Origin of the sequence: Aquibium sp. ELW1220 (assembly GCF_030398385.1) — a bacterium.
Lineage (GTDB): Bacteria > Pseudomonadota > Alphaproteobacteria > Rhizobiales > Rhizobiaceae > Aquibium.
On sequence record NZ_JAOAOQ010000033.1, the window covers coordinates 36,828 to 63,297 of the forward strand.

General features: G+C 64.8%; 21 protein-coding genes. 12 read left to right on the forward strand and 9 right to left on the reverse strand.

Annotated elements, in window-relative coordinates:
* Positions 1-51 precede the first annotated feature (51 nt).
* The 4 genes from N1F91_RS23245 to N1F91_RS23260 all read left to right on the forward strand — a co-directional run bounded on the left by N1F91_RS23245 (position 52) and on the right by N1F91_RS23260 (position 4,186).
* Positions 52-1,377, forward strand: coding sequence for an NtaA/DmoA family FMN-dependent monooxygenase (locus N1F91_RS23245; RefSeq protein WP_289995756.1), 1,326 nt, complete (start codon positions 52-54; stop codon positions 1,375-1,377).
* Positions 1,378-1,425: 48 nt separating this feature from the next.
* Positions 1,426-2,172 carry a GntR family transcriptional regulator gene (locus N1F91_RS23250; protein WP_289995757.1) on the forward strand — a complete coding sequence of 249 codons (747 nt, stop codon included), beginning with the start codon at positions 1,426-1,428 and terminating at the stop codon, positions 2,170-2,172.
* Positions 2,173-2,266: 94 nt separating this feature from the next.
* Positions 2,267-2,770, forward strand: coding sequence for a flavin reductase family protein (locus N1F91_RS23255; protein ID WP_289995758.1), 504 nt, complete (start codon positions 2,267-2,269; stop codon positions 2,768-2,770).
* Positions 2,771-2,860: 90 nt separating this feature from the next.
* Positions 2,861-4,186: an NtaA/DmoA family FMN-dependent monooxygenase gene (locus tag N1F91_RS23260; protein WP_289995759.1), complete on the forward strand. Its 1,326-nt coding sequence runs from the start codon at positions 2,861-2,863 to the stop codon at positions 4,184-4,186.
* Positions 4,187-4,283: 97 nt separating this feature from the next.
* Here N1F91_RS23260 and N1F91_RS23265 read toward each other — a convergent pair whose 3' ends face one another.
* The 9 genes from N1F91_RS23265 to N1F91_RS23305 form a co-directional block, all read right to left on the reverse strand.
* Positions 4,284-5,240 carry an acetamidase/formamidase family protein gene (locus tag N1F91_RS23265; RefSeq protein WP_289995760.1) on the reverse strand — a complete coding sequence of 319 codons (957 nt, stop codon included), beginning with the start codon at positions 5,238-5,240 and terminating at the stop codon, positions 4,284-4,286.
* A 70-nt stretch (positions 5,241-5,310) separates the two neighbouring features.
* Positions 5,311-5,694: an AtzH-like domain-containing protein gene (locus N1F91_RS23270; RefSeq protein ID WP_289995761.1), complete on the reverse strand. Its 384-nt coding sequence runs from the start codon at positions 5,692-5,694 to the stop codon at positions 5,311-5,313.
* The gene (locus N1F91_RS23275) at positions 5,691-7,187 is read right to left on the reverse strand and encodes an amidase family protein (protein WP_289995762.1); all 1,497 of its coding nucleotides are present in this window, start codon (positions 7,185-7,187) and stop codon (positions 5,691-5,693) included. Before N1F91_RS23275 ends, N1F91_RS23270 begins: the two co-directional genes overlap by 4 nt.
* Positions 7,187-8,803, reverse strand: coding sequence for an ABC transporter substrate-binding protein (locus tag N1F91_RS23280; protein ID WP_289995763.1), 1,617 nt, complete (start codon positions 8,801-8,803; stop codon positions 7,187-7,189). Before N1F91_RS23280 ends, N1F91_RS23275 begins: the two co-directional genes overlap by 1 nt.
* Before the next feature lie 34 nt (positions 8,804-8,837).
* Positions 8,838-9,740 carry an ABC transporter permease gene (locus N1F91_RS23285; RefSeq protein WP_289995764.1) on the reverse strand — a complete coding sequence of 301 codons (903 nt, stop codon included), beginning with the start codon at positions 9,738-9,740 and terminating at the stop codon, positions 8,838-8,840.
* Positions 9,737-10,690, reverse strand: coding sequence for an ABC transporter permease (locus N1F91_RS23290; RefSeq protein ID WP_289995765.1), 954 nt, complete (start codon positions 10,688-10,690; stop codon positions 9,737-9,739). Before N1F91_RS23290 ends, N1F91_RS23285 begins: the two co-directional genes overlap by 4 nt.
* A complete protein-coding gene (locus tag N1F91_RS23295) occupies positions 10,687-11,721 on the reverse strand; it encodes an ABC transporter ATP-binding protein (RefSeq protein ID WP_289995766.1) in 1,035 nt (344 codons plus the stop codon). Before N1F91_RS23295 ends, N1F91_RS23290 begins: the two co-directional genes overlap by 4 nt.
* Positions 11,718-12,755, reverse strand: a complete 1,038-nt coding sequence (locus tag N1F91_RS23300) for an ABC transporter ATP-binding protein (protein ID WP_289995767.1) — start codon at positions 12,753-12,755, stop codon at positions 11,718-11,720. The genes N1F91_RS23295 and N1F91_RS23300 overlap by 4 nt, the downstream gene beginning before the upstream one ends.
* A 234-nt stretch (positions 12,756-12,989) precedes the next feature.
* Positions 12,990-15,347: an amidase family protein gene (locus tag N1F91_RS23305; RefSeq protein ID WP_289995769.1), complete on the reverse strand. Its 2,358-nt coding sequence runs from the start codon at positions 15,345-15,347 to the stop codon at positions 12,990-12,992.
* Positions 15,348-15,831: 484 nt separating this feature from the next.
* Between N1F91_RS23305 and N1F91_RS23310 the strand changes: the two genes are divergently transcribed.
* From N1F91_RS23310 to N1F91_RS23345, 8 genes are all read left to right on the forward strand, one after another.
* Positions 15,832-16,479 (forward strand): cupin domain-containing protein, encoded by a 648-nt coding sequence (locus N1F91_RS23310; RefSeq protein WP_289995770.1) that lies wholly within the window; start codon positions 15,832-15,834, stop codon positions 16,477-16,479.
* Between the two features lie 442 nt (positions 16,480-16,921).
* Positions 16,922-18,496 carry an ABC transporter substrate-binding protein gene (locus N1F91_RS23315; protein WP_289995772.1) on the forward strand — a complete coding sequence of 525 codons (1,575 nt, stop codon included), beginning with the start codon at positions 16,922-16,924 and terminating at the stop codon, positions 18,494-18,496.
* A 129-nt stretch (positions 18,497-18,625) separates the two neighbouring features.
* Entirely contained in the window at positions 18,626-19,888 is a 1,263-nt protein-coding gene (locus tag N1F91_RS23320; protein ID WP_289995774.1) for an MFS transporter, read from the forward strand.
* Between the two features lie 239 nt (positions 19,889-20,127).
* Positions 20,128-20,367: an AbrB/MazE/SpoVT family DNA-binding domain-containing protein gene (locus N1F91_RS23325; RefSeq protein WP_289995775.1), complete on the forward strand. Its 240-nt coding sequence runs from the start codon at positions 20,128-20,130 to the stop codon at positions 20,365-20,367.
* A complete protein-coding gene (locus N1F91_RS23330; protein WP_289995776.1) occupies positions 20,364-20,762 on the forward strand; it encodes a PIN domain-containing protein in 399 nt (132 codons plus the stop codon). The genes N1F91_RS23325 and N1F91_RS23330 overlap by 4 nt, the downstream gene beginning before the upstream one ends.
* Before the next feature lie 259 nt (positions 20,763-21,021).
* On the forward strand, positions 21,022-21,255 hold the full coding sequence (locus N1F91_RS23335) for a DUF6429 family protein (RefSeq protein ID WP_289995778.1): 234 nt from the start codon (positions 21,022-21,024) through the stop codon (positions 21,253-21,255).
* A gap of 513 nt (positions 21,256-21,768) precedes the next feature.
* Positions 21,769-21,969 (forward strand): hypothetical protein, encoded by a 201-nt coding sequence (locus N1F91_RS23340; protein WP_289995779.1) that lies wholly within the window; start codon positions 21,769-21,771, stop codon positions 21,967-21,969.
* A 1,113-nt stretch (positions 21,970-23,082) separates the two neighbouring features.
* Positions 23,083-26,403: a hypothetical protein gene (locus N1F91_RS23345; RefSeq protein ID WP_289995780.1), complete on the forward strand. Its 3,321-nt coding sequence runs from the start codon at positions 23,083-23,085 to the stop codon at positions 26,401-26,403.
* Positions 26,404-26,470: the final 67 nt, after the last annotated feature.

Here is a 26,470-nt window from a genome sequence, read left to right on the forward strand (position 1 = left end):
CCTGATCCCGTCGCCTCCGCCGCATTCACCGCATAACGAAAGGCCGCCTCCATGTGCCAGTCCGAGACCATGCACCTCGCCGTCGACTGCTCCTTCATCCACACCGACCATCTCTGGGCGCAGCCGGGCTCCTGGGTGAACTACCAGTATTACGGGCCGGACTTCTACGAGGACGTCGCCCGCATCGCCCAGCGCGGCTTCTTCGACATGATCTTCTTCGGCGATGCCGCCGAGACGCCCGAGAATTTCGGCGGCAATTACGACGTGCCGCTGGAGCAGGGCATCCGCTGGCCCAAGCACGACATGGTGCCGATGATCCCCTACATGGCCAGGGTCGCCCCGAACCTCGGCTTCGGCACCACCATGTCGACCACCTATCACCACCCCTTCCACGTCGCGCGGCTGTTCTCCTCGCTCGACCACGTCACCGGCGGGCGCGTCGCCTGGAACGCCGTCACCTCGGCCTACAAAAACGAGGCGGCCAACTGGGGCTTCGACACTATGCTGCCGGCCGCCGAGCGCTACGAGAAGGCGCGCGAGCACATGAAAGTCGTCCGCGCGCTGTGGGACAGCGTCGAGGCCGACGCCATCGTCATGGACCGCGAGACCGGTGTCTTCGCCGATCCCTCCAAGGTCCATCTCGTCAATCACTCCGGCAAGTACTTCAAGGTGCGCGGGCCGCTGCCCTGCCTGCCTTCGCCGCAGGGCAGCCCCGTCGTCATCCAGGCGGGCCAGTCCGACGACGGGATGAACCTCGCGGCGATGCATGCCGACATGCAGTTCGTGTCCCGCCGCACGCTGAAGAGCATCGCCGACCACCGCGCCGTGCTCGACGACCTGACCGTGAAGCATGGCCGCTCGCCGCGCGATCTCGGCGTGTTCTGGTCGGTGCGGGTGCAGGTCGGCGACACGAAGGAAGACGCCGTCCGCAAGGAGAAGCGCTTCCTCGATTCGCTTCCCGAGAACGCCGGCATCATCGAGCTGTCCTTTCTCTACGGCATCGACTTCTCCAAGTTCGACGGCAAGATGAAGCTCCGCGATCTGCTCGACGTGGTGCAGCAGCAGCAGGTGCACTGGGGCACCTTCCAGGAGCTGGTGAAGACCGAGGGCGCCGAGACGACGCTGGAGGAGGTCGGGCGCCGCTACATCGCCGACCGCTCGAACTACGTCGTCGGCTCGGTCAAGGAGGTGGCGGATCATCTCGAGGCCGTGCACGAGTCCGGCGGCCGCAACGGCGGTATCATCCTGGCGAAGAGCTTCGCCGCGCCAGGCATGCTGCGCGACTTCGCGGAGACGGTCGTGCCGGAGTTGCAGCGCCGCGGCCTCGTGCGCACGAAATATGCCGCGACGACGCTGCGCGGCAACCTGAACAGCTAGAGCATGCCGGCCCGCTCCGGCGGGCCGGAAAACCAGAGGGAGGACGCCATGAACACGAGTGCCCCGAAGGCCGCCGCGGAAGGCGACGGAAGCGTGACCGACTTCGCCGGCGCGGTGCGGCACCTGCGGGCCGACGGCACGCGTCGGCAGACGCTGAAGCAGTTCGCGCGCGAGGGCATCCTCGCCGCGATTCTCGCCGGCGAGGTGAGGCCCGGCGAGAAGCTGCTGCAGAAGGACCTGGCCGAGGGCCTGGGCATCAGCATCACCCCGGTGCGCGAGGCGCTGAACGAACTCAGCGCCGAGGGCTTCGTGCATCTCGACCCGCATCGCGGCGCCGTCGTGCGCAAGATGAGTGAGGAGGAGATGATCGAGACGACGAGCATCCTCGCCGCCCTCATCCCGCTGTCTGCGAGACTGATGGCGGAGAACATCACGCAGGCCGAGCTTGAGCATGCGAACGCGCTGCAGGACGAACTCGAGGTCGTCACCGACGTCACCGAATTCGTCCGGCTGAACCGGGTATTCCACAATTTCCTGACCAACTGCACCCGCGCGCCGCGTCTGAGCGCGATCATCAATCCCCTGCGCGACTCGCTGACGGTCATGCTCAACATCACCGTCCGCCGCATCGAGGACCGCCTGAACCAGGCCAATCGCGAGCACCGCGCGCTGCTGGCCGCGCTGGCGGCCCGCGACGTGGAGGCGACGGTTGCGGCGATGGTCGAGCACCAGCGGCCCAACCGGCGGGCGGTGCGCGATTTCTTCGAGGACCAGGCGCGTCCGCTCCTGCGGTGACGGGAAAAGCGGGCGCGCCTGCGGGCGATCAGTGTTGCGGAGGAGACGGACAAGACATGACACGCACTTCTGCGACAGCCGGAAAGGACCGACCATGACGATCGCCATCGACGTGCCGAAGGATGCCCGCGCCCTGCGCGATGCCTTCGCCTGCTATCCGAGCGGCGTGACGGCGCTCTGCGCCGTGACGCAGGGCGAACCGACGGGCATGGCCGCCTCGTCCTTCACCTCCGTCTCCCTCGAACCGCCGCTGGTCTCGGTCTGCATCCAGACCAGTTCGGCCACCTGGCAGCGGCTGAAAGACGCGCCGCGGATCGGCGTCTCGGTGCTCGGCGAGGGCCACGACGCGGCGTGCCGCAGCCTGTCGTCGAAGAACGGCGACCGCTTCGGCGGCGTCGAATGGTCGGCGACGCCGCAGGGTGCGATCTTCATCGAGGGTGCGGCGGCCCATCTCGACTGTTCTGTGCATTCGACCGTCGATGCCGGCGACCACGTCATCGTGCTGCTGGCGATCCACGCGCTGGGCACGGAGCCCGGTGTCGAGCCGCTGGTCTTCCACGGCTCGCGGCTCAGGCGCCTGTCGCCGGTCGCCGCATGATCCAACCAGGCGGCCGCCATGCACGGCCGCCGAAGTCCCGGGAGGGACGACTTGGCGGGCGCTCCATTCAATGAAAGATTGAGCGCGCCCATGTGTGAATCCGAATCCATCCATCTCGCGATCGACAGTTCCTTCATCCACACGGACCATCTGTGGTGCACGCCGGGATCGTGGATCAACTACGACTATTACGGCCCGAGCTTCTACGAGGACCTGGCGCGGATCGCCCAGCGCGGCTGTTTCGACATGATCTTCTTCGGCGATGCCGCCGAGACGCCCGAGAATTTCGGCGACGGCTACGCCACGCCGCTGCGCGACGGCTACCGCTGGCCCAAGCACGACATGATGCCGATGATCCCGCTGATGGCGAAGGCCGCGCCCAATCTCGGCTTCGGCATCACCATGTCGACCACCTACCACCACCCGTTCCATGTCGCACGGCTGTTCTCCTCGCTCGACCACGTCACCGGCGGGCGTGTCGGCTGGAACGCGGTGACCTCGGCCTACAAGAACGAGGCGGCCAACTGGGGCTTCGACACCATGCTGCCGCCCGACGAGCGCTACGACATCGCCCGCGAGCATCTCCAGGTGGTCATCGATCTCTGGAACAGCGTCGAGGCCGACGCCATCCTCATGGACCGCGAGAACGGCATCTTCGCCGACCCGTCGAAGGTCCACCTCATCAACCACGTCGGCAAGCACTTCAAGGTGCGCGGACCGCTGCCCTGCCTGCCTTCGCGCCAGGGCCGGCCGGTCGTCATCCAGGCCGGCCAGTCGGACGACGGCATGAACCTTGCGGCCAAGCATGCCGACATGCAGTTCGTCTCCCGCCGCACCAACAAGAGCATCGCCGCCCACCGCGCCGTGCTCGACGACCTGACCGTCAGGCACGGCCGCAAGCCGCGCGACCTCGGCGTCTTCTGGCAGGTGAGGGTGGTGGCGGGCGATACCCGCGAGGATGCGATCCGAAAGGAACGCCGCTTCCTCGAGACGCTGCCGCCGAATGCCGGCCTGATCGAACTGTCGTTCCAGTTCGGCTTCGACTTCTCCAGGCTCGACGGCAAGATGAAGCTCGTCGACATGGTCGACCTGATCAAGTCGCAGAAGACCTACTGGGGTCCCTTCCAGGAACTCCTCAACACCGAGGATCCCGACACCGAGATCGAGGATCTCGGCCGGCGCTGGATCACCGAGCGCTCGAACTTCGTCGTCGGCAGCGTCAAGGAGGTGGCCGACCACATCGAGGGCGTGCACGAGGCCGGCGGCCGCAACGGCGGCATCATCCTGACCAAGAGCTACGCCGCGCCCGGCGCCCTGCGCGACTTCTGCGAACTCGTGGTCCCGGAACTCCAGCGCCGCGGCCTGATGCGCACGAAGTACACGCACGACACCCTGCGGGGGAACCTGAACAGCTGAGGGCGGCGAGACGGTCCCCGGTACACACGATGGCACGAGGCCTCGCCCGGAACGGGCGGGGCCCTGCCACGTGAACGCGACCGCAGGTCGGGTGGTCCTAGAACAGCAGCCCCTTGCGCAGCATGCCGTGGACGCCCTTCTCCCCGTTGACGGTCTGCGTCACGTGGAAGTCGACGGCGAGCGAGCAGCTCTTGTAGGCCTCGCCGCGAGACCAGCCGGTGCGCTCTGAGATGAAGGCGATCATCTCGAGCACCGCCTCGCGCATGGCGACGTCCAGGTCCTCGTCGATGCCCATGCTGAGATAGTGGGTGGGCGTCTCGGCGCGGGGGAAGCGGAGCTTCGGGGTGTCCGCGCCGCCGCCCTTGTGCAGCACGAAGGTGAAGGTGCCGGTGAGCGAGGTCTCGAGCGCAGTCACGCAGACCTCGCCGTCGCCCTGGACGCCGTGCCCGTCGCCGACCACGAAATTCGCTCCGGGAACCCACACGGGCAGGAACAGCGTGCTTCCCGCGGTCATCTCCTTGTTGTCGAGATTGCCGCCGAAGTCGCGCGGTTCCTTGGTCGACAGCTGCCCGTAGGACGGCTTCGGTCCGCTCGCCATGACGCCGAAGAAGGGTGCCAGCGGCAGCTCCGGTCCCCAGGGCAGCGTGCAGGTCCGCTTGTCCATGTCGATGGGGATATAGCTCAGGTCGCGGAAGGGGAAGGCGTCCGGCACGGTGCCGGTGAGCGGCCGGAACAGGCAGTAGCCCCAGTTCATGCCGAGTTCGATCCGGTCGATGCGCACCTCCAGCATGTCGCCGGGCTCCGCGCCCTCGATGGCGACCGGGCCGGTGACGATGTGCGGTCCCGTTCCCGGCGGCACGGCGGCGAGAATCTCCGTCAGCGCCGCCGGCATGCCGAAGCCGGATCCGGCCGGCGGCAGCGCCTGTTCGTTGCCCGACACGGTCTGGATCGTCACCGTGTCACCCGAACGGATGGTGAGGACCGGCGGAAAGCTGCCGTCAAGCACGCCGCGGCGGACGGTCTGCGGCGTTGCGTCGAGTGTGTGGGTGGCCATGGTTCGTCGCCTCTCGTCTTCGATCGGATGTCGTGGTCTCGGTGTCGGGTCTGGCGCTCGGTCGCCGGCGTCAGGGCGGGCTGGCGCTCACATGGGCAGCCACGATGCGCCAGCCTTCGGGCAGGTTGACCCAGGTCTGCGACTGCCGGCTCACCGACCCGTCGGCGGAGCGGATCAGCGCGTTGGTCGTCGCCATGTCCGGGCCGAAGGCGGTGACGACGACCGTCTCGATGATCCGTACGCCTGCCGTGCCCTTCCATGTCCGGGAACGGAAGGCGGCGATCGCCTCGTAGCCGAACAGGGTTTCCGTCGGGCCGAAGCGGATCGTTGCGGGCGAGTTCCAGAAGAACCCGTTCAGCGCTTCGACGTCTCCCCGGTCGAGCGCGCCATTGTAGCGCTCGAAGCAGTCGCGGACCGCCGCGACGGTCGCTTCGGTGCTGATCTCGCCGATCATGGCCGCGCCCGCAGGGCCGGAGTGGTCGACGGCGGCTTGCGATGGCGCGTCGCCTGTTCGTAGCCGTAGGCGATCTCGATCAGCATGGCCTCGCTCCACGGCCGCGCGACGATCTGCAGCCCGGAGGGCAGGTCTTCGTAGGTGTAGCCCATCGGAACGCTCATCGCCGGCCAGTGCAGGCTAGACGCGATCCAGGTCCTGGCGCCGGCCGGGGTGACGTTGCGGTCGCCGTTGAGCTTTGGGGGATAGGTGGCCACCGGCAGCACGAAGGCGTCGACGCCGGCCGCCGCCATCGCCGCGTCGTAGGCCTCGCGCATCCGGATCTCCAGCGCCTCCAGCGCCAGCACCACCGGGTCGGTGAGAGGCTCCGGCGCGACCGCGGTGACCCGCAGGCTGCCTTCGTGGACGGGATGGAACTTGTCGGCCGCCACGATCTCCGCCAGCGTCTTCGCGAAGCCGGGGCCGGTGCCGGCGAGGTAGGTCTCGATCGCGAAACGCACCTTGCTCAACGGGTGCATGTGCTGGGGAAAACGGTCGAACTCCGGGATCTCGAAGGGATCGACGATCTCGGCGCCGGCTGCGGCGAGGTCCTGGACGGCCCGGTCGAGCAGGGCGACGACCTGCGGATCGGAATCCTCCGGCGGGAAGGCCTGCCGCAGCACGCCCAGACGCTTGCCCTTCAGCCCGTCGGCCCGCAGGAACGGCGCGTAGCTTGCCTCGACATGGCCCTCGGCATGGGCGGTGGCCGGATCGGCGGGATCGACGCCCGCGATCACGTCGAGCAGCGCCACGAGGTCTTCCATGCTCCGCGCCATCGGGCCGGCCGTGTCGCGCTCGTCGTAGAGCCCGACCATGCCCGCGCGCGACACCAGCGCCCAGCTCGGCCGCAGCCCCACCAGCGCGTTGTTGGAGGAGGGGTTGCGGATCGACCCCAGCGTGTCGGAGCCGAGCCCGACCACGCCGAAGCTGGCGGCAAGGCCCGACCCCGTGCCGCCGGACGAGCCGCCGGTGGCATGGGCGGTGTTGTAGGGATTGCGCGCGAAGCTGGGCAGCACCGAATTGATGTTGTCGAAGCCGCCGCGCGCCCATTCCGACATCGTCGTCTTGGCGATGATGACGGCGCCCGCCGCGCGCAGCTTTGCCACGACCGTGGCATCGCGCGGCGGCACCCAGCCGATCAGGGCCGAGGAGCCGCCAGTCGTCTGCAGCCCCGCGACGTCGTAATTGTCCTTCACCAGCACCGGGATGCCGTGTAGCGGGCCGATGAGTTCGCCGGTCGCGGCCAGATGCGCATCGAGCGCGCGCGCATCGGCGATGGCGTCGGGGTTGGTCACGACGACAGCCCACAGCTGCGGGCCGCGCCGGTCATAGGCCTCGATGCGGTCGAGCGAGGCCTGCACGACCGCCTCGGCCGTGGTCCGGCGCGCCCGGTAGGCGTCGTGGATGCCCACGACCGACGCCTCCGCGATCTCGAAGGGAGCGAGCGCGTCCATCAGTCCGTCACCTCGATCGGCGTGAAGTCCTGGTACCAGTTCTTGGCCTGCACGAAGCCTTTCAGCTTCGGCGACAGGGCACGCGGGTTGGTGTCGTGCACCACCACCAGCGCCGCCGCGTCGTCGGTCACCACCTCCATCACCTTCGACATGGCGGCGTCCAGCGCCGCCGGGTCGAAGGTCGCGCGCGCCGCGGCCAGCGCCTCGTCGAAGGCGGGATTGTTGTAGAAGCCCCAGTTGCCGCCGGCCGGCGGCGCGAGCACGGAGGTGAAGGAGACGACGCCGGTCGCCGGTTCCTGCATGGTCATCGCCACGTTCAGCGCGTCGGCGCCGGACTCCTTTGCGCCCTGCCGCAGCATGGTGATCATCGTTCCGAAATCGCGCACGTCGAACGTGACGTTGATGCCGACCTCGCGCATGTAGCTCTGGATCACCTCGTTCATCGACAGCGGCACCATCTGTCCGCCGCCCGACGAGGAGATCACGATGGTGAGCTCGACCGGCTTGTCCGGTCCGTATCCCGCCTCCGCCAGCAGCGCCTTGGCCGCTTCCGGATCGTAGCGGAACTCGAACGCCGGCTTGCCGTACCAGGGCGAGCCGGGCTGGGCGAATGCCTTCGCGGCCGTGGCATGCCCGCCGAGGAACTCCACGATCGCGTCGCGGTCGATGGCGAGATTGGCGGCTTTGCGGACGCGGATGTCGGAGAAGGGCGAGTCCTCGGTGAAGTTGAGACGCCAGATCCAGCTGTGCGGATAGGTGTTCTCGATGATCGTGAAGCCGGCCGCCTCCAGCGACGGGATCGAATCCGGCGGCAGCGTGTCGACGAGGTCGACCTGGCCGGAGCGCAGGGCCGCCACGCGGGTGTTGGCGTCTGGAACGGGCATCAGGACCAGTTCCGGCGTCCGGGGCACGCGCTGGGGGTTCCAGTAGCTCTCGTAGGCCTTGAGCCGGAGCTCCGAGCCGGGTGTCAGCGAGACGAAGGCGTATGGGCCGGTCCCGGACGGGTTGACCGCGAAGTTCTCCCAGTTGCCGACCTCCGCGTGGCGGGCGGGGCTGGCGAAGAACAGCGTCGACAGTTCGAACGGCAGCAGGCTGTTGAGATATTTGGTCTCGAGGTAGATCGTCATGTCGTCGATCTTGCCGTAGCCGGCGATCGACTGGGTGCGTGCGCCCGCCATTCCCGCCCGGCCGGGATGGAAGTGAGGCGCGTCCCTGTTCAGGTAGCCCTCGAAGTTCCAGATCGCCGCGTCCGCGTTCCACGGGGACCCGTCGTGGAACGTCGCCTCGCGCAGCTTGAAGATCCAGCGCTTCTGGTTGTCGGGATCGACGGACCAGGATTCCGCAAGCCCCGGCACCAGTCCGGACGGCTTGTCGGCGGAACTCATGTCCCAGGACACGAGGGGATCGAAGAGCGTGTAGCCGCCGAAGCGCGCGCCCTCGAAGCCGCCGGTCGGCACCGCCCACAGATTGGGGATGTCGCTGAGCGAGATGGCGATGCGCAGCGTCTTGCCGGCCGCGCGCGCCGGTCGCGACGCAATCGGCATGGCGGCGGTCGCCATCATCAGGGTGCTCGAGAGGCCCTGGAGGACGCCGCGGCGGGTGGGTTCGAATGGCATGGCAGGTTCCCCAATTCTCGGTTGTCGGTGAAGGTCAGGCGCGAACGTCCATGGCTGTCCGCAACCCGTCGCTGACGAAGTTGAAGCAGACGCTGGTCATGAAGATGCAGATGCCCGGCAGCGTGGCGATCATCGGCTGCGAGTAGATCGCGCTGCGCAGCGTGTTCAGCATCAGGCCCCATTCGGGATCCGGCGGTTTGATGCCGAGGCCGAGGAAGGACAGGCCCGAGGCCACGATCATCGACACGCCGACGAGGCTGGTCGCGTAGACGAAGATCGGCCCCAGCACGTTGGGCAGGATGTGGACCACGACGATCGAGCGCGCGCCGGCGCCCGTCGCGCGCGCGGCCTCCGCATAGTCGAGGTTGCGCACGCCGGTGGTGACGCTTTCCGCCACGCGGATGATCGGCGGGATGAAGACGATGGTGAGCGACATGATGGCGTTGGCGATGCCTGCACCGAGCGACCCGCTGACGGCGACGGCGAGCAGAACGGAGGGGAAGGCATAGAACACGTCGGTGACGCGCATGATCGCCATGTTGATCTTGCCGCCGGCAAAACCGGCGATGATGCCGATGGAGCCGCCGACGAGGAAGGCGATGGCGACCGGCGTGATGCCGACGAACCAGGAATAGCGCCCGCCATGCAGCAGCCGGCTCAGCATGTCGCGGCCGAGTTCGTCGGTGCCCAGCAGGTGTCCCGGCGTGCCGATCGGCTTCAGGCGCCGGACGATGCTGCCGTCGGTCGGCCCGTAGGGCGCCACGAGGGGGGCAAACAGGATGAGCGCGGCCATCAGCATGAGGATGGCGCCGCAGAACAGCGTCACCTTGTCCCGCATCAGCCGCCGCCCGACGGCGCGCCAGTAGGTGTCGTCGTTCTCCGCCACCTTCGGCGGCGCCGCGTCTTCCGCGATCCCGGAGCTGTAGGTCGTGGTCATCGGCGGCTGATCCTTGGGTCGATGGAGGTCTGCACGAGGTCGACCAGCAGGTTGAGGACGACGAAGAACAGGGCCAGCACCAGCGTGGTGGCCTGCAGCACCGGGATGTCGCGCTGGAAGATCGCCGTGTTCAGCATCATGCCGGTGCCCGGCCAAGCGAAGACCGTCTCCACCAGGATCGACCCGCCCATCAGGTTGGCGAGCTGCAGCCCGATGACGGCGAGCGTAGTCGGGGCGGCGTTGCGCACCACGTGGCCGACGATGCCGTGCCGCCGCAGACCCTTGCCGCGCAGGGTGGTGATGTAGTCCTGGCTCATGATGTCGCTGACGAGGCCGCGCACGGTGCGCGTCACGATGCCGGCGGGAATGACGGCGAGCGTGATCGAGGGCAGGATCAGGTAGCGGATGTGCTCCCAGTCGAAAATCGAGACGGCCGAGCCGCCGGGGCCGGCGCCCATGGCGGGCAGCATGTTCAGGTTCACCGAGAAGATGATGACCAGCACCATGCCCAGCCAGTAATGCGGCACGGAGACGCCCGCCACGGCGACGGCAAGCAGGACGCGGTCGATCCAGCTGTCGCGATAGACCCCGGCGATGCCGCCGAAGACGCATCCCGTCACGAAACCGAGCAGGCCGCCGGTGCAGGCCAGTACGAAGGTGGCCCCGCTCGCCGAGATCAGGTCGGGCAGCACGGGGCGGCCCTTGATCAGCGACGTGCCGAAATCGCCCTGCACGACCTTCAGGAGCCAGAGGCCGAACTGGACGGGGAGCGGCTGGTCGAGGCCGTATTCGGCGCGGACGCGGTCGATCACCTCCTTGGGCGTGTCGGGCTGCACCATGGCGTCGATCGGGTCGCCGGGCGCGATGTGCACGAGCATGAAGCAGACGAGGCTGACCGCCAGCGAGATCGGCACGATGTAGAGAACGCGCCTCAGGATGTAGGCGATCATGGCAGGAGCACTCCCTGTGGCGTCGTCCTGGAAGGGGGGCGGGTCGTCGCGCCCGCGATCTCCTCGCTGCGGAAGCAGCGCACGGCACGGCCGGCCTGCATGGGCCGGAACTCCGGCACGCCGGCGGAACAGGTCTCGAGCGCGTGCGGGCAGCGCGGCGCGAAGGCGCAGCCTTCGATCGGATGGCGCAGGTCCGGCGGCGAGCCCGGGATCGTCGTCAGCCGCGTGCCGCGCAGGCCCGAATGCACCGTCGCGCCCAGCAGGCCCTTCGCATAGGGATGCAGCGGCCCGCGCATCACGTCGACGGTCGAACCCGCCTCGACCATGCGCCCGGCATACATGACCGCGATGCGGTCGGCGATTTCCCCCGCGACGCCGAGGTCGTGGGTGACGAAGATCACGCCCATGCCGAGTTCCTGCTGCAGCTGGCGCAGCAGCAGGAGGATCTGGATCTGCACCGTCGCGTCGAGCGCTGTGGTCGGCTCGTCGGCGAGCAGCAGCTGGGGCCGACAGGAGATCGCCATCGCGATCATGGCGCGCTGGCGCAGTCCGCCCGAGAGTTCGTGCGGATAGGCCTGAAGCCTTCGTTTCGCCGACGGGATCTGAACCAGTTCGAGCAGTTCGAGCGCGCGCTGCTCCGCCTCGCGCCGGCCGATGCCTTCGTGCCGGACCAGCGTCTCGCCGATCTGGCGGCCGATCGTGTAGACGGGATCCAGCGCCGTCATCGGCTCCTGGAAGATCATCGAGACGACCTTGCCGCGCACCGACGACAGTTGCCGGTCCGAAATCGTCACCATGTCGTGGCCGGCAACCGAGAGCTCGCCGGAAACGACCGCCTTGTTGGGTGGGTTCAGCCGCATCAGCGCACGCAGCGTCACCGACTTGCCCGAGCCGCTTTCGCCGAGGATGCACAGCACCTCGCCGGCATCGAGATCGAGATCCACGCCGTTGACCGCCTTCACGGTCGCGTCGCGCGACACGAAGCTCACATGCAGGTCGCGCGCCCGCACCAGCGGAGCCGGCGCGGTCATGCCGCAAGCCTCCGGCTGTCGCCGTAGCCGCTGTCCGCCTGCGTGGCGTGGCAGGCCGCCTGATGGCCTGCGCCAATCTCGTAGAGGCCGGGCTCCCGCTCCGCGCAGATCTCGCGCGCCAGGGCGCAACGGGTGCGGAACCGGCAGCCGGAGGGCGGGTTGATCGGGTTCGGCGGGTCGCCGACCAGAGGCGGCTGCGTGCGCCGGCGGGTCGGATCCATCGACGGACGGCTCGCCAGAAGCGCCCGGGTATAGGGATGGCCCGCCCGTCCGAAGATGTCGTCCACCGGCCCCAGCTCGGCGATCTTGCCGAGATACATGACGAGCACCCGGTCGGCGACGTGCTCCACCACGTTGAGGTCGTGGCTGATGAACAGGTAGGTGAGGCCGAATTGCTCCTTGAGGTCGAGGAGAAGGTTGAGCACCTGCGCCTCCACCGACTTGTCCAGTGCCGACACCGGCTCGTCGAGGATGATGAGGCGCGGCCGGAGCGCGAGCGCGCGGGCGATGTTGACGCGCTGCCGCTGGCCGCCGGAAAGCTCGTGCGGGAAACGTCGCGCATATTGCCGCGGCGCCAGCCCGACGGCCTGAAGCAGGTCGCGGGCGCGTTCGCCCGCCTCCCGGTGCGGCGTGCCATGGACTTTCGGCCCGTAGGCGATCGATTCCTCGATGGTCAGGCGCGGGTTCAGGGACGAGTAGCTGTCCTGGAACACCATCTGCACCTGGCGGCGGTATTCGGCCAGGCTGATGCCGCCGGCTGCGCCGACGAGGTCGCCGTCGAAGACGATCTCGCCTTCGGTCGGCGCGATCAGGGACATGATCAGGCGCGACGCGGTGGACTTGCCGCAGCCGGATTCCCCGACGATGCCGAGCGTCTCGCGCTTGTCGATGGTGAAATCCAATCCGTCGACCGCGCGCACCACCTGCTTGCCGGTGAAGACGGAGCCGATCGGGAAGTGCTTCACCAGTCCCTTGACGATCAGAAGGGGCTGGGCGGGACCGCCGCGGTCCTCGATCTGCTGCGTATCGGACATGGACGATCTCCCATCCTGGTGGCTGGTGTCGGTCTCCTTCTGCCCTTTGCTTCGACGCTTCGTTCCCCTGACCGGCGCCATCTCATGCGCCTGGCTGTCTTCGACCGGGGGTCGCGCAGCCTATTTATTGTGCATGCATCCGAAGTGATCAATTATAAGATGGTCACAGATCGGATCGGCGGTACAAGCGCCATTTTGGCATGGCTCCGCGGCCAGAACCGCGGAGCCATCATGTCAGCCCCGCATCGGGATCGGTCCGAAGGCCGGCGGGGGCACCCGCCTCTTCGAGGCATTCTCGTAGGAGGACGCGACCTTCAGCAGGATGTCCTCCTTTCCGGGCTCGGCGCGGAAGGTGAAGGAGAAGGGCAGGCCAGGTGCCGGCAGTTCCGTCGGAATGTCGGAGAGCGTGGGCACGTATCGCGTGCCGTCCTCGCTCAGCTTGAACACCGGGTCGTAGACCGTCCGCACGAAGCCGGCGGGGATCAGCACCTCCGACAGGCCCGCATTGGGGCCGTAGAAGGACTCCAGGCGCAGGTTCTGCAGCGTACCGGGCTCGGTGGCGCCGCCGATCTTTGCCGGCGGGAGCGGCGTGTGCAGCCGCACGAAGCAGTCGAGCTTGTTCTCGAGAATGACCATCATGTCCGTGCGGCGCAGCAGTTCGCGCAGCATGATGCGCTCGTTGACCCCCTGGCGACCGTCGAGCTTGTTGCGCGGATCGACCGTCTCCTCCCAGTTGAGGAAGGCCGCCCGCTGGTCGTCACCCCAGTACTTCGATCGCTTGTTCATCTCCTCGAAACTGACGAGCGTCTCGTCCACGCCCTTCTTCTTCCAGTCGCGCGAGCGGCGCGTCAGGTACTGCGGCAGGTGGAAGCGGAAGGTCGTCGCCAGTTCCTGCTGCTGGATCGCCATGATGTCGAGGTTCGACGGCGGCGCGATGACCCCGTCCGCCATCGCCACCAGATAGTCGATCGGCGTCATTGTCCCGGTGCCGAACACCTTGCCCGGCCAGAACTCCGTCGGCCGGATGGCGGCGGCGAATTCGGCAAACAGCGGCGTGCCGTCGGGCTTCAGCCGGAACATCAGGTCGGGCATGAACACCGGCACCAGCCGCGCCAGCGCCACGCGGAAGTCGACGCTCATGACCTCCACCTCGGGATCGCGCGTCCAGCGCGGATCGGTGGATTCAACCAGCGTCGCGCCGAGATGATCCTTCAGCACCGCCTTCATTTCGATGGCCGCGGCCTGGGTGATGGGCTCGGCGGCCTTCGAGCCGGCGGTGATCATCGATTCACGCACGACCCCCAGCCGCACGCCCGTGAGCGCGCCCTTTTCGCCGCTGCCCCTGGCGTGGCTGAGATAGGGCGTGGCCAGGACGGAACTGCGCGGCACCGTGGTGAAGGGGTCGCGGGGGTCGTAGTAGCCCTCGCTCTCGTCCTTCAGCGCGTCCAGCACCTTGGCCGCGTCGGCGATCTTGCGGGCGTGGATGCCGGTGCGGTCGCAATAGATGTCGGCGCCGATCGCGCCGCCGTCGAAACCGATCATGGCCTTGTGCGGCAGGATCAGCGCGATCGAATTGTGGTTGGAGGGGCCGCGGCACGAGGCGCGGGTCTCCTCGCCGAGGCTGATCATGCACAGATTGGCATTCACCGAGACGCCCGAGCCCGAACTGGAGCCGAGCGAGGCTGCCCGCGTCGTGTCGAAGGGATTGGAGGGATTGCCGCCCCAGCTCGAGCGCTGGTAGCCGAGCACCGACGGCAGCACCTTGTCCGGCACGTGCCGTCCGCCGGGATCGCCCGCGCGGCCATTGTATTCGGTGTTGATCGCCTTGGCGAAGATGATGCCGCCCTTCTTGCGGATCTGCGCCACCAGCACATGGTCCTCGGCCGGGACGTCCATGTCGTAGGCGGCGTCGCCGCCGCCGGTGGAGCGCATGTCCTTGGTGTCGAAGGGATCCTTGAAGGAGAACACCACGCCGTAGAGCGGCATCGCGTCGAGGTCCGGATTCGTGCCGTAGGCGGCGTCGAGGGCTGCGGCCGTCTCCAGCGCGTCGGGATGGCGCCGAAGGATCTCGGCGCCCGCCGGCGCGCCTTCGGGGAGGGGGCCGGCATCCGGATGCCGGTCGAAGTCGCCGCGGCAGGTCACGGAGCGTTCGCCGCGGATGTTGAGCGTGCCGAGCGCATTGACCTGCCCGGCATCGGGCTTGCCGACGATCATGCCGTATTGCTGGGAGACCGCAGGATCGGACGCGGTCGCCTCCATGCGGCCGAATTCGAGCGGCTTGCCCTTGTATCTGTCGTAGTCGGGAAGGATGTCCGAAACCTTCACGGTCTCGGTGGGAAAGGCCAGCACCTTCGTGGCGCGGACGGTTCCAGGTGCCTCGGCGACCGGCGCTCCGTCCTCGGTGACCAGCAGGCTGGCGACGCCGTTGAAGGCACGCGCCCGGTCGATGTAATGCTGCACGATCTGGACGACCGTGATCTCCCCGGCCCGGATGGCCGCGTGCATCTCGTCGATCGTCGCCTCTTCCAGCTGGAAGGCGGGCGTGACGGGTTCGGCGTCCATGGCTGTTGCGACATGTGCGTGTTCGTTCATAATCGTCTCCTCGTCGGCCGCCCGCGGCCGTGGGGCCCCCGGAGGGGCGGCATTCAGATGAGATCCTTTGCGGTCCGGGCGCGCAGAGGCGCTCCGCGGATGGTGCGGGATCCGGTTCCGAAGGCAGACGCGCGACGCCGCGCATGCGCTTCCCGATCGGCCAGAGCCGTCTGAGAGGGTGTTTCGCCTTGGGCAGCAGGACCTTTCGGATGTCCGCTTCCGGATGGCGATGGGAGCAGCCTGACCAAGCGGAAGGGCGTTGTCAAGTGACTTGAACACGAATCAAGTCCCGACTAGTCTGCCGCTATGGAACGCAGCCGGTTCGAGAGTTGCGGCCACAGGGAGAGCGGTCAGCGGAGGCGTGGTCGAACGGTCGTTCGGCCGTCGCGGTACCCGATCCTTCCCCTGTCGTTTCGGTGAAGCCGTCCATGCGGGGCGGGAAGTTCGAGGATAGATCTTGGTTCAGCCATCAGGAACGCGCGCCATGGCGCAGACACGGGCCGAAACCCCGGCCGACGGCGGCACGCCCCCGGGCCGGAAGCCGCGTCAGGAGCCGGAGGCGGGGAGCGAGGTTCGCATCGGCTCCAAGCTCAAGCACGGGCGCCTGCTCAAGGGGCTGACGCTGCGCGAGCTGGCAGACGTCGTCGGCTGTTCGGAAAGCATGCTGTCCAAGCTCGAGAACGACCGGCTGATGCCGTCGATTTCCTTTCTCCACCGGCTGGCGAGCGCGCTCGACACCAGCATTGCCGAACTCTACGCCGAGCCGGACGGCGACGCGCACGGGGTGCACCATTTTCCCGCCGACCGCCGCGCCCGCATCTTCGACAACCACGACCCGGCCAACACGGGCACCTGGTTCGAGCGCCTCATTCCCGTGGCCAGGAGCGGCCTGCTGCAGGCCAATATTCTCAACATCCCGGCAGGCGTGAAGAGCGACGGGCTGGTCGAGCATGTCGGCGAGGAATTCGGCTACCTGATCTCGGGCGAACTCGACGTCCAGGTCGACGGAAAGACCTATGCCATGAAGGAGGGAGACCTGCTCTTCTTCTCCTCCTCGCTGCCGCACGGCTACGAAAACCGGGGCGGCACCGTCGCCCGCATTCTCTGGGTCAACACCCCGCCGAGCCTGTGAGGCAGCCATGTGCGGGCGGCATGCCTGCCATGCACAGGGCGCGCGGCACTCATCCATTCAAGTCACTTGACTAACAGTCAACAAACGGACACCCTTGCGTCATGAACGCCGAAGGTTCCGGCCGTGTCCGCCTGTATGGGGCGCTGCGGAAACCGTGCGGGCGTTCATGCCGCGAGACACGCAGCCGGCGCCGCATCGACGGGCCGCGACGCGCTCTGCGGTGCTGACCGCACCGGCTCGACGACGCATCGGGCCGGGGCGACGACCCTTTCGGACATCTCCGCATCCGCCTCCGGGCGGGTCGGCAAGCCGTATCACCGGCAACCGGTCTCCCGACGCCAACGTCGCGGATGGTCGGAAGGACGACGCGACACGCGTCGCCGGAGGAGCGACCGAACGACGGCAGGCTGGATTCTGGACATCTCCGGAAAGGGGAACTGCTATGAAGGCAATTCGGATACTGATGCTGGCGGGCGCCGTCGCGTTCGCCGCATGTGGCGCGCAGGCCCAGACGCTGCGCATCGCCATGACGACGTCGGACGTCCCGACCACGGGCGGCATTCCCGACAATGGCAGCGAGGGCGGCCGCTTCGCCGGCTACCCGATCTACGACGCGCTGGTGAACTGGGACTTCACCCGCACCGACGCTCCCGCCGACCTGACGCCCGGCCTCGCCACGGAATGGTCGGTCGATCCCGCCGACCCGAAGCGCTGGATCTTCACCCTCCGCGCCGGTGTCCGCTTCCACGACGGGTCGCTCCTGACGGCCGACGACATCATCTGGAACTTCGACCGCCACCTGAACAAGGACGCGGCCCACTACGACAAGGCGTCGGCATCCTATGCCACCTACACCTCGCAGGTGGCCGCCTACGAGAAGCTGGGCGACGACAGGATCGTGCTGACGACCAAGGTGCCGTACAGCATGCTGCCCTACCTGATCTCGCGGGTCTTCATCGTCAGCCCCCGCCAGTATGAGGCGGTCGGGTCCGATTGGCTCGCCTTCCAGGCCAGGCCCTCCGGCACCGGCCCGTTCAAGGTCGTCAGCGTCACCCGCCAGACCTCGATCGAACTCGAGCGCAATGCCGACTACTGGGACACGACCCGCATTCCGAAGGTCGAGAAGCTGGTGCTGATGCCCATTCCCGACGCCAACACCCGCGTGGCGGCGCTGCGGTCCGGGCAGGTCGACTGGATCGAGTTCCCGATGCCCGATTCCATCCCATCGCTTCAGGCCGCAGGCTTCCAGATCGTCACCAAGCCCTACCTCCACGTCTGGTCCTGGCGCTTCAACCTCGTCGAGGACGGGCCGCTCAAGGACGTGCGCGTCCGCCAGGCGCTGAACTACGCCATCGACCGCGAGGGCATGGTCGGGCTGCTCAACGGCACCGCGGTGCCCGCCGTCGGCATCTATGCGAAGGAAAACAAGTTCTTCGGCGAGCCGGCGAACGCCTACACATACGATCCGGAGAAGGCGAAGGCGCTGCTGGCCGAGGCCGGCTACGGCCCCGACAAGCCCTTCGACGTCTCGATCCTCCTGCCCACCGCCGGCTCCGGCAACATGGTGCCGCTGCCGATGGCCGAGTTCATCCAGCAGTCGCTGGCCGAGTTCGGCGTCAACGTGCAGTACGAGGTCGCCGACTGGGGCACCGTGCTGCAGGGCATGCGCACCGCGCCCGGCACCGCCGGCGTGCCGCACCGCGACGCCATCAACCATGGCCAGCCCTTCGGCGACCCGACCAACTTCTATTCCAACGTCACCTCGATGGGCGGCACCTCGAACTGGGGCCAGTACCGGAACGTGGAGGTGGACCGGCTGATGGCGGAGGCCTTCTCGACCTTCGACTCCGAGAAGCAGGATGCGCTGATCGCCAAGGCTCATGCGATCGTCGTCGACGAGGCGCCGCGCCTCTTCATCGTCCACGATCTCAACCCGCGTGCCATGGCGCCCAACGTGAAGGGCTTCGTGCAGGCGCAGAGCTGGTACCAGGACTTCACCCAGGTCACCGTGGAGTAGAGCGGGCGTCCGCTCCCCTCGGCGCCGGCCCCGTCGCACCGCGGGGCCGGCATCCCTTCATCCGATGCCTGCACGGGGAGGGGCGCGCCTCCTTCGGCGCCGCACCCGGCGCCTTCCGGAGATCCGTCCATGATGCACCGCTTCGTCGACCGCGAACTGTGGAGCAACCGCGAGTTCGCCGCCTTCGTGCTCGCCAATTCCGTCGAGCGCTTCGCGGCCTCGGCGCTGACGATCATGCTGGCCTTCCACGTCTACGATGCCCGCAAGTCGGCCTTCGACATCGCCCTGCTCGGTTTCGCCCAGGTCATCCCCGCGCTCGCCTTCGCGCTCCATGGCGGCGAGATCGCCGACCGGGTCAGCCGCCGCCGCATGGTGCTCATGACCATCAGCCTCCTCGTCGCCGTCTGCGCCGGGCTGGTCATGGTGTCGGTGGTCGATGCCTGGCTGGTTCCCTCGCTGCTGATGGCCGCCTTCCTGTCGGCATCGGTGCGGGCCTACCAGACCCCCGCCGCCGTCGGCCTTGAGGCACAGGTCCTGCCGCTCCGGCTCGTGCTGAAGGGCGTGCCCGTCATTGCCACCTCCGCGCGCATCGCCGACATGGTGGGGCCCGTCGTGATGGGCTTCGTCTGGGCCGCCTGGGGCCCGGCCGCGACCTACGGCGTTCTCGGCCTCCTGTTTGCGCTGTCGCATCTCGGCTTTGCCCGCGGCATCGGCGAGAAGCCCGTTCCCGCCCATGCCGCCGACGGGCCGGGGCCGATCGCCCGCATCAGCGAGGGCGTGCGCTACGTCATCGGCAACCAGGTCCTGATCGGCTCGATGGCGCTCGATCTCTTCGCCGTCTTCTTCGGCGGTGCGGCCGCCCTGCTGCCGATCTTCGCCACCGACATCCTCGACGTCGGCCCGTCGGGCTTCGGCCTGCTGCGGATGGCGATCGCCGCCGGCGCGCTGACCGCCGCCATCTTCTCGATCCGCTTCATGCCGCGCGCCAATGCCGGGCTCGCGCTGCACATGATCATCGCCGGCTTCGGGCTGTCGATGATCGCCTTCGGCCTGTCGACCAGCTTCTTTCTCTCGATGGCGCTGCTCTTCGTGGCCGGCATCTGCGACGGGCTGAGCATGGTGATCCGCCACGCCATCCTGCGGCTCGCCTCGCCCGAGGAGATGCGCGGCCGCATCGCCGCGGTGCGGATGGTCTTCGTCAGTTCGTCGAACGAGCTCGGCGCGGTGCAGATGGGCCTGTCGGCGTCCCTCATCGGCCCGACCCGCGCCGTCGTCCTCGGCGGCATCCTGACGCTGGGCGTCGTCGCCGTCGTCGCCGCCTCCGCCCCCAAGCTCAGGCGCCTCGACCTCGCCACCTACGGCGTGGCCCCGCGCGCGGTGCCTGCGGAGTGAGGGAGCGGCGGTTCGGGGACGAGCGGCAGAGGGGAGGTCGTGTCCCTTGGCGCGGTGTAGCTTCTCACCACCGACCGCTGTCGGGATCGAGCCGGGCGGTTCTGCCAGTCGGCCGCGGCGGCAGGCTGACGTGGCCATTGTCGCTCATCGGCGCGGGGATGACGTCCCACTCTCATGCTCCGTTGACGATCGGGAACCCCGGGATTACATTTCTCCTTACCTAATGTAAGGAGAAATGCATGGCCACTGCGACCATTACCTCGAAAGGACAGATCACCATCCCGGCACAAGTCCGCATCGACATGGGCCTGACCGCCGGCGACAGGGTGGATTTCATCCGCATGGAGGACGGCCACTATGCCGTGGTGCCTGCTTCTCACTCGATCAGATCGCTGAAGGGGATCGTTCCGCGTCCGCGGAAGCCTGTCAGCCTGGGCGACATGCAGGAAGCGATCGCGGCCGGAGCGGCCCGCGAATGATCGGCGTCGATACCAACATCCTCGTCCGCTACCTCGCCCAGGACGACGAGGTTCAGTCTCCCGCCGCCTCGCGGATCATCGATGGCTTCACCCCGGAAGCGCCGGGCTTTATCTCGCAGGTCGTGCTCGTCGAGACGGTATGGGTGCTGGCCCGCGCCTACAGGATGTCGCGGCAGGCCATTGCCGACACGGTGGAAACGCTGTTGCGCGCCCGCGAGATCGTGGTCGAGCGCACCGATGCGGGCTATCTGGCGCTGGCGACCTATCGCGCCACGAAAGCGGATTTTTCCGACGCGCTGATCGCCCATGCCGGGCGGCTGGCCGGGTGCAGCGAGACACTCACGTTCGACAAGGGCGCGGCAGCGGACGCAGACATGCGCCTCGTGAGGGCCTGACGAGGGGGATAATCCGCGATGTCGGCGGGAAGGCTCAATCTCGCTGCCGGTCGATCGGGGACGGAGGCGCTTCTCCCGGCGCTGGCCGGGCCCGCAGACGCCTGTGGCAGGACGCGACATCCTTTCACGGGTCGGTGGGCGACCGTATTCGGCATCCGCGCGGGCACCGGCACCGTTCCGGCGGCGTTCGTCGCCTCGATTTCTGCAGATTTCACCTCGGCCCTGTGGTTCGAGTTTCCGTGCGTGGTATCGTAGTCGGATGGACATCGACGAAGACAAGATCGACGACGCCGTACTGGCGCTGCTCTGGCTGACGCTTCATGACGAAAGTCGTGCGTGGAAGAGCTTCGACTGGGAAGCGATGGACCGGCTTCACGGGAAGGGTCTGATCGCCGATCCGGTGAACGGATCGAAGTCGCTGATCCTGACCGACCAAGGGCTGCAACGGTCTGAGGAGCTGTTTCGCGCCTTGTTTGCGCGGCAGATGCGATAGCTTCCTGTCTGTGCGCTTCCGCTACTGTGGTGCCATTGCGTTGAGGCGGTACGTCGGCATTTCCCTCGGTGCGGCGAGACTTAGATCGCCAAACATCCGCCCGTTGAGCCTGTCATCTGTCTGGAAGAGCTTCTCGCAATTGGCTCCCCGGGCAAGAGCCATGGTTCCCATATTAGATAGAGATATCAGCAAGTTGCTCCTCGGATGCCACGCATATCGATTAGCAAATTGTTTAGCGTTTCTGAGAGACACGGACGGGTACGGGCTATCCCGCTCAATGTCCTTGCCGATCCGCCACCCTTCCTGCCCTCTCTCAAATGCCCGTTGGCGGGCAGCCTCTTCCCTTTCGGTCATACCGGCTCTCCTTCGTTTGGCGGCAAATGGGAGTCATGTTGCGGCAATGACAAGCGGGCTGAGAAGGCGGTCGAGGACATGCAGTCCGTTGAAACAGGTTGCAACGCCGAGGCTCATGGAGGCGGAGGTCCTCCATCTTACGGCGAAGTGGTTGGGTTCTTGTCTGCCAAGAAGCGCAATACTGCCATCCGCTTCGTACCGGTCCATCCGGAACTGCAGCGGGCGGGGACCACGGACCGCAAAAAGGTCTTCCACTCGTTCCGTCACACCTATCGGGACGCACTGCACTCGACCGACATCTCGGATCAGGCGGTCCGCGCCCTCGGCGGCTGGTCGTCATCACTGACAGCGGAGAACTAACGGCGCAGTTTTTGCGCCAGCACGCTGGCTCGCGGCGGTGCAGTATCGGGGCCTCGACCTGTCGCGACTTTGTCGGAAAACTTAGCTGATCATCCAGGTAGTCAATCCGCCCTGAAATCGAGTATCGAAGAGGAACGCGCTGACGTAGGACGACGTCGATCCGCAAGAAAGCCGACTGCCAGTGTTTCTATGAATTCTATTTCGGCGTTGTACGAATTTTGCATTTCTGATCCTCATCGCTGAACCATTTGCTGTACAAAAAATTGTATCCGCTTTTCCCGGTCAGCTTTAGGTCGAACAAAGCAAATGTAGTGGAAAGGTCGCGGGATAGGTGGAAAACCGGCACCAATCATGTCTTTTGAAGTGGTTGGTTGTCTCCGGGACGTGGTGCGGCATCCGAAACGCTGTTTTCGGCACCGTGCGGCCAATCATTGACGCAAGCCGGCCAGTGGTCAGGAGTTGACATGAAATTTGACACTTTCTCAGCGCAGGCTTTTGAGAGGCTCGTTCAATCGCTGTCGGCGCAGATATTCGGTCCCGGTACTATTATATTCGGGTCCGGAAGGGACGGCGGAAGGGAGGCGACATACCAAGGCACTCTGCCAACATTTGAGGGACGCGGCTGGTCCGGCTATACAGTTATCCAAGCGAAATGCCGAGAAAAACCGCTTCATGACGGGAGAGACGCTTCATGGTTATGCGGGCAATTAAACCAAGAACTTCAGAAATATATTGATAATTCGGACCTGGAGCGTCCTGAATACTATTTGATGTGCACCAACGTAGAACTTTCTTCTGTGCCCGAAAATGGAGGGAGAGCGAAAATTGATACTGTGTTCCGAGCGTTCGCCGACAGACTGGGCATTAGAGATTGGCATGTGTGGACAGCCGACGATTTGCGTAGTCTCCTGGAGGCCGCACCGGGCGTACGGACCTCTTATGCGGCGTGGTTAACTCCTAGCGACATACTCACGATCCTAGTCGATAAATTAATTGGCGCAGATGTAAACAGATTACTTCCACTAGCGTTAGCGAGAGATTTGAGATCCGAACGCGAGGTGCGCTTGAGAGACGCGGGTCAGGAGACGCAGCAGCCCATCTTTTTTAGAAAATGTGTTCATAGATTTGCCAATAGAGTCGTTTCCGTTCCCGTTCATTCATGTGGAGTATATTGAAGGAAATATAGAAAGCATTCCGCAAGAATTTTCAGCCGATGCTCAGTGGGATGAAGAACCCGAGGACGATCTTTCACACATTCCACCGGGTTGCGTGAAGTCACTTCTTGAAAGAGCGGCAGATAAATTAGATCCAGATGCCGTTGGCTCGAAACCAAGACGACAACCGTATGTGAACCGGATTGTTGTTTTAGGCGGACCCGGACAAGGCAAATCAACCCTCGGTCAGTTCATTGCCCAAGTATCCCGTGCGACTTTGCTGAAGACTATCTCGTCCGGAAAATTGTCCCCTGAAACTGTAGCGATGGCAGATCACATTCTTGACCGCGCAAGTTATCTTGGAATTCCTCTTCAGGGGCCCGCCCGACTACCATTCCGCCTGGACCTTACGGGTCTCGCGGATGCGATTAACGCCAGCGAAAGGCGGTCGCTCTCGCTCATTCGGTTTATCGCAATGCGCATGAGCCGCGATCTTGAAACCCCCATCGACGCTGATGCGGTGCGAAAGCTTCTGACGCAGTTTCCGTGGTTGTTGATCCTCGACGGACTGGATGAGGTCCCGCCATCCGCGAACCGGAAAGAGGTGCTTAGCGCCATAGAGGGATTTTGGGACGAGGTGCATAGCGCGAATGCGGACGTATTAGCAGTCGTCACTACACGCCCACAGGGTTACAACCATGATCTAGATCCGAAAATGTGGCAACACTGGCATCTTGCGCCGTTGCCGCCGGAAGTTGCGATCCAGTATGCCGAAAAACTGGGATTAGCCCGTTTAGCCGATCCAGAGCGGCGAAAATCTATATTAAATGACATCGCAAAAGCATGTTTAGACCCAGCTACTCGCCTTCTTACTACATCACCACTTCAAGTAGCTATACTATTTGGGATATCTTTTCTAAAGGGGAACATACCACAGGATAGGTGGGAGCTTTTCGACAAGTACTACAATCTTCTGCGAGACAGAGAAGCTCAGAAACCTGGCGAAACCGCGTCCTTCGTACGTGATAACAAGCGCATCATAGATGCAATACATCAAGACTGCGGATGGCTTCTTCAAGTTGAGGCGGAAAGTGCAGGAAGAACGGCGGCGTTTTTAACCGAAACACAGTTCCGCGAGATTATCGAAGATCTATTGTTGTCCGAGGGATACGAGAAGCCACGAAGCGAAGAGTTAGCTGGTGAGTTCGCGCGAATAGCGACCGAAAGGTTAGTGCTCCTTGCGACTCAAGTGGAGGGGCGTCTCTCGTTCGACGTCCGTTCTCTTCAGGAATATATGGCAGCCGCGAAATTGGCAGGTGCAGATCAGAAGCTTTTCGATGCTCGATTGAGAGCTATTGCGGGAAGCGCTCACTGGCGACATGTTTTTCGCATTGCTGCGAGCAAAGCCTTCTCTGTAGTAGAACTAGGACATTTGAGAACGACTGTCGTCGCGGTTTGTGATGCTTTGGATAGAGGCGATATTGAAGAAGCATCTTCAACAGTCAGAGCGGGAGCCGCGCTCGCCCTGGATTTGCTTGCTGACGGAGTAGCGACATCTGCTCCTAAGTTCGAGAGGCAATTCGCGGTAAGGGCATTGGAAATGCTAAATGCAGGGAGCGGAGGATTTGATCCACGGTTAGCGGATATTGCATCGCTTGGCTATGAAGAACTTCTTGCCCGCGTGATTAGTGCTCATGTTAATTCAGACAATGTTCACCGAGCACAGGTGGCGTGGCGGCTCCTTTCGACGATAGCTCAAAAGCATTACTGGGCAGAGAAGCTAATGCTGGAGTTGCTGCCCGCAGATTGCCAGAAAAGATTGAATTTGGTCGCAAGTGTAAGTCCCCGCTTTTGGCCAGCATCACTAAAAGCTCCGCTACTCGAAGCGCAGGAGACAATCGGCCCCGCCGGCACCAGTAGGTTCTATCAAAGTATACGTATACGTGATCGGGATCAGGATCAGGATGAGTCAATCGATGAATTTGTTCTCATGCCGGAACTACACCGAAGGTCGAACTTCTCGCATGGCGGCCGGATCATATCTTGTCGATGGTTTTGTGGAGTACAAAGCTCTATTACACCCTATAGACCGACTGACGACGTTTCAAAAATCGTCCCCGATGGGCTAAAATGTCCACCCTGGAGCGGACTTGTCGTCTTGCGCAACTTTGCGATCGACGCGACCCCATATGGGCTCGCGAAAGCAATCGAGCAATACAGCAACATCGAAAAGTCTGGTGAAATCAAATGGCCCATGAGAAATTATCTATTTCCCTGGGTTCTTTCTTGCCTAATTGCTGATTATCATGAAGGCCACTCTGGATCAGAATTAGCTTACAGGGCGCGGAACGGCGGCTTTGGGACCAATGTTGACTGGGATGCGGCAGAAACACGTTGGCGCAGCGATCCGATAAAGCCGGATGATCTTCTGACGTGGGAGGAGGGCTTGTACCTGGGGTCGATGATCGCAACAAAAGGCGTGCCAATTATTGGCCCCGTCACAGGATCGCGCAGCAACGTGTCTGTTGACGTGAGCGCGTTCTCCGATGTTCTGGAACGCATGCCGAGCGGGGAAAAGCTTCGGCGAATATTGTGGCTCATGATCGCCTCTGCTCGCCGCTCTACAGATAGTCATGCGATCGAGCGGGCGCTCGAGTTGTATTTTCGGTATGTGCCAAGCGTAGATGCGGAGCCGATCCATCCTGGAATATTCGCACTTCATGCAGCGTCTTGGAATGATGCCCGCATTGTACTCCTAGCCGACGCGGCTGGTCGAAAGGGAAGCTATCCGCAGGCGTCAATTGATTTGGAAGCGATGATGGCCGCCTTCCAAGTAGATCCCTCCAAACGCGGGCTGATCGTAGTTCTAGCTGGGAACATCTCCCATTTGCGTAGGGTGAAGAGAGATTTACTACATATTCCTGAGGAGGCTCTGCAAACAATCCCTGGAGATGAACCCGCCGTCTGCGCTGCTGTGGCTTGGTTGCGCATTCTAACGCTCCGGTGGGGTGTTGACGACGCAGAGCAGATCGCGCGCGATCTCTCCCGCCACGTTGCCTTCTGTCGTATTGCTATTCAGTTTCTCAGATCGGAAGTGCCGGAAAAGTATTCTGCGCGCATGCGATTACTTCACGCATTGGCGGTTGAGCAACTGAAAAGTGGGGGCACGCTTGATCCACTGTTGTTCGAGGTGTTGAATGCCGACGTCGGCGGTTATCCCACGAGGCTAGCCCGTCTTATTCATGACGGCGTGTTCGCAAGGCTGGCGGATGTAGCATAAGCGGTTGATTTGGCGTAGGATTCGTTGCTTAGGCCAATCCTGCCGACAACATCGCGCGAGCCACACC